We start from the raw sequence: 3,403 nt of genomic DNA, 5'->3' as shown, positions 1-3,403 counted from the left end.
TGGTTGCGGGAGCAGGATTTGAACCTGCGACCTTCAGGTTATGAGCCTGACGAGCTACCGGGCTGCTCCATCCCGCGGCAAGTGTTTGCCAGCGTGAGCTGGTCGCGTCATTTCTGACGTTGTGAATGGGTTCTTCCTAAGGAACTTCGAATTTGGCGTTGTCCGCACGAGCTTCAATGCCTGGCGACGACCTACTCTTCCATTGCTTGAGCAATAGTACCATCGGCGCAGTCTGGTTTCACGTCCGAGTTCGGGATGGGATCGGGTGGTTCACAGACGCCATAGCCACCAGGCAATGAAGCCCGTGCGGGCGCTAAATTCGGGTTCAAATCGATACCGTGCACCGGTTTTAATATGAGCTGCGATGATCATCCGACCAGCTGACGGCACTGGAAATTCCAGAGCTGTCATTGATGGTGGAACTCTCAAGCGCGAATAGGACAATTAGTATCGGTTAGCTCCATGCGTTACCGCACTTCCACATCCGATCTATCAAGGTCGTGGTCTCCGACCGTCCTAAGAAATCTTATCTCGAGGGAGGCTTCCCGCTTAGATGCTTTCAGCGGTTATCCCGTCCATACATAGCTACCCAGCTGCGCCGTTGGCACGACGACTGGTACACCAGAGGTATGTTCAACCCGGTCCTCTCGTACTAGGGTCAACTCCTCTCAAATTTCGACGCCCACGGCAGATAGGGACCAAACTGTCTCGCGACGTTCTGAACCCAGCTCACGTACCACTTTAATTGGCGAACAGCCAAACCCTTGGGACCTGCTCCAGCCCCAGGATGTGATGAGCCGACATCGAGGTGCCAAACAACCCCGTCGATATGAGCTCTTGGGGGTTATCAGCCTGTTATCCCCGGCGTACCTTTTATCCGTTGAGCGATGGCCCTTCCACGAGGGACCACCGGATCACTATGACCGACTTTCGTCTCTGCTCGACTTGTCAGTCTCGCAGTCAGGCTGGCTTATGCCATTGCACTCTAACAGCCGGTTTCCAACCGGCCTGAGCCAACCTTCGCGCGCCTCCGTTACTCTTTAGGAGGCGACCGCCCCAGTCAAACTACCCGCCACAGAGGGTCCCAGCACCGGATAACGGTGCGTGGTTAGACATCAGAAAACAACAGGGTGGTATTTCACATTGCGGCTCCACACTGGCTGGCGCCAATGCTTCAAAGCCTCCCACCTATTCTACACAGTTCCTTCCTAATGCCACTCTGAAGCTGCAGTAAAGGTGCACGGGGTCTTTCCGTCTAACCGCGGGTACTCCGCATCTTCACGGAGAATTCAATTTCGCTGAGCATGTCCTGGAGACAGTGGGGAAGTCGTTACGCCATTCGTGCAGGTCGGAACTTACCCGACAAGGAATTTCGCTACCTTAGGACCGTTATAGTTACGGCCGCCGTTTACCTGGGCTTCATTTCGGAGCTTGCACTCCTCCACTTAACCTTCAGGCACCGGGCAGGCGTCAGACCCTATACGTCGTCTTGAAGCCGACTTAGCAGAGCCCTGTGTTTTTGCTAAACAGTCGCTACCCCCTGGCCTGTGCCCCCTCAAAATGCTTGCGCACGATGAGGGCCTCCTTCTTCCGAAGGTACGGAGGCAATTTGCCGAGTTCCTTCAGGACACTTCTCTCAAGCGCCTTGGTATACTCTACCTGACCACCTGTGTCGGTTTCGGGTACGGTCTATACGGTGGGGCTATTTCCCGGGACCTCTTCGAAGCACGAACAATCCGATAAGTTCGTACAACACACGAGATCCGTCACACACCACCAGGCCCACGAATATTAACGTGGTTCCCATCGACTACCCCCTTCGGGCTCGTCTTAGGGGCCGGCTCACCCTGCGCGGATTAGCCTTGCGCAGGAACCCTTGGTCTTTCGGCGAGAGGGCATCTCACCCTCTTTATCGCTACTCATGTCTGCATTCGCACTTCCGATACCTCCACGACCCATTACCAGATCGCTTCACAGGCTTACGGAACGCTCCGCTACCGCGTGATCATAAGATCACACCCTAAGCTTCGGTGCACGTCTTGAGCCCCGTTACATCTTCGCCGCAGGAACCCTTATTTAGACCAGTGAGCTGTTACGCTTTCTTTAAAGGATGGCTGCTTCTAAGCCAACCTCCTGGTTGTTTTGGGATTCCCACATGCTTTCCCACTTAGACGTGACTTGGGGACCTTAGCTGTAGGTCAGGGCTGTTTCCCTTTTGACGACGGACCTTAGCACCCGCCGTCTGTCTCCCGCACTATACTCGTAGGTATTCGGAGTTTGGTTAGGTTTGGTAGATCTCGCGACCCCCTAGCCCATCCAGTGCTCTACCCCCTACGGTAAACATGCGAGGCACTACCTCAATAGTTTTCGCGGAGAACCAGCTATTTCCCGGCTTGATTGGCCTTTCACCCCTAAACACAACTCATCCGGTAACTTTTCAACGTTAATCGGTTCGGACCTCCAGTGGGTGTTACCCCACCTTCATCCTGGTCATGCCTAGATCGCCGGGTTTCGGGTCTAATACACCAAACTAAGTCGCCCTATTCAGACTCGCTTTCGCTGCGCCTACACCTATCGGCTTAAGCTTGCTTGGTACATTAAGTCACAGACCCATTATGCAAGAGGTACGCTGTCACCCCATAAAGAGGCTCCAACTGCTTGTAGGCAATCCGTTTCAGGTACTGTTTCACTCCCCTCATCGGGGTGCTTTTCACCTTTCCCTCACGGTACTAGTTCGCTATCGGTCATGTACGAGTATTTAGGCTTAGAGGGTGGTCCCCCTATGTTCAGACAGGATTACACGTGTCCCGCCCTACTCGAGTCCTTCAACATCACTTTCGCATACGGGACTGTCACCCGCTATGGTCAGCCTTTCCAGACTGTTCTGCTAGTTGAATTGAAGGCACTGGCCTGGTCCGCGTTCGCTCGCCACTACTAACGGAATCTCGGTTGATGTCTTTTCCTCCGGGTACTGAGATGTTTCAGTTCTCCGGGTTCGCTTCACGAAGCCTATTTTATTCAGCTAAGTGATACCTTTCTCCCATTACTCCGACCGTGATTGCTCACGGGCGAAATAATCGGATCAGGTGGGTTTCCCCATTCGGAAATCGTTGGATCAATGCTTGCTCACAGCTCCCCAACGCTTATCGCAGCGTGCCACGTCCTTCATCGCCTGTACATGCCAAGGCATCCACGAATTGCCCTTACCTCACGCTTGAGAGTCCACACCACCAACGACAACACTGGATGGTCCTTGCGGACCACACGAAACTCGGCAGAGCAGTGCAGCGTGGCTTTACCAGGCAGCTCGAAACTTGCGTCTCGCGCCACCTTCTTGGTGCGGATGATTAATCTCAGCTCGTATTTGGGTGCGCCACCAGAGCGGTCAAACTTGGCGACGACA

Annotated in this window: 1 tRNA gene and 2 rRNA genes; all 3 read right to left on the bottom strand. The window is 54.0% G+C overall.

The window, feature by feature from the left end:
• Window positions 1-77, bottom strand: a tRNA-Met gene (locus tag RZN05_RS20625).
• A gap of 101 nt (window positions 78-178) precedes the next feature.
• Window positions 179-293, bottom strand: a 5S ribosomal RNA gene (gene rrf, locus RZN05_RS20620).
• Window positions 294-424: 131 nt separating this feature from the next.
• Window positions 425-3,217 (bottom strand): 23S ribosomal RNA (locus tag RZN05_RS20615).
• Window positions 3,218-3,403 lie beyond the last annotated feature (186 nt).

The organism is Sphingomonas sp. HF-S4, from assembly GCF_032911445.1.
In the GTDB taxonomy this organism is placed as follows: domain Bacteria; phylum Pseudomonadota; class Alphaproteobacteria; order Sphingomonadales; family Sphingomonadaceae; genus Sphingomonas; species Sphingomonas agrestis.
The sequence above is the reverse complement of the archived record's forward strand: the minus strand, read 5'-3'. Positions and strand labels throughout refer to the sequence as shown.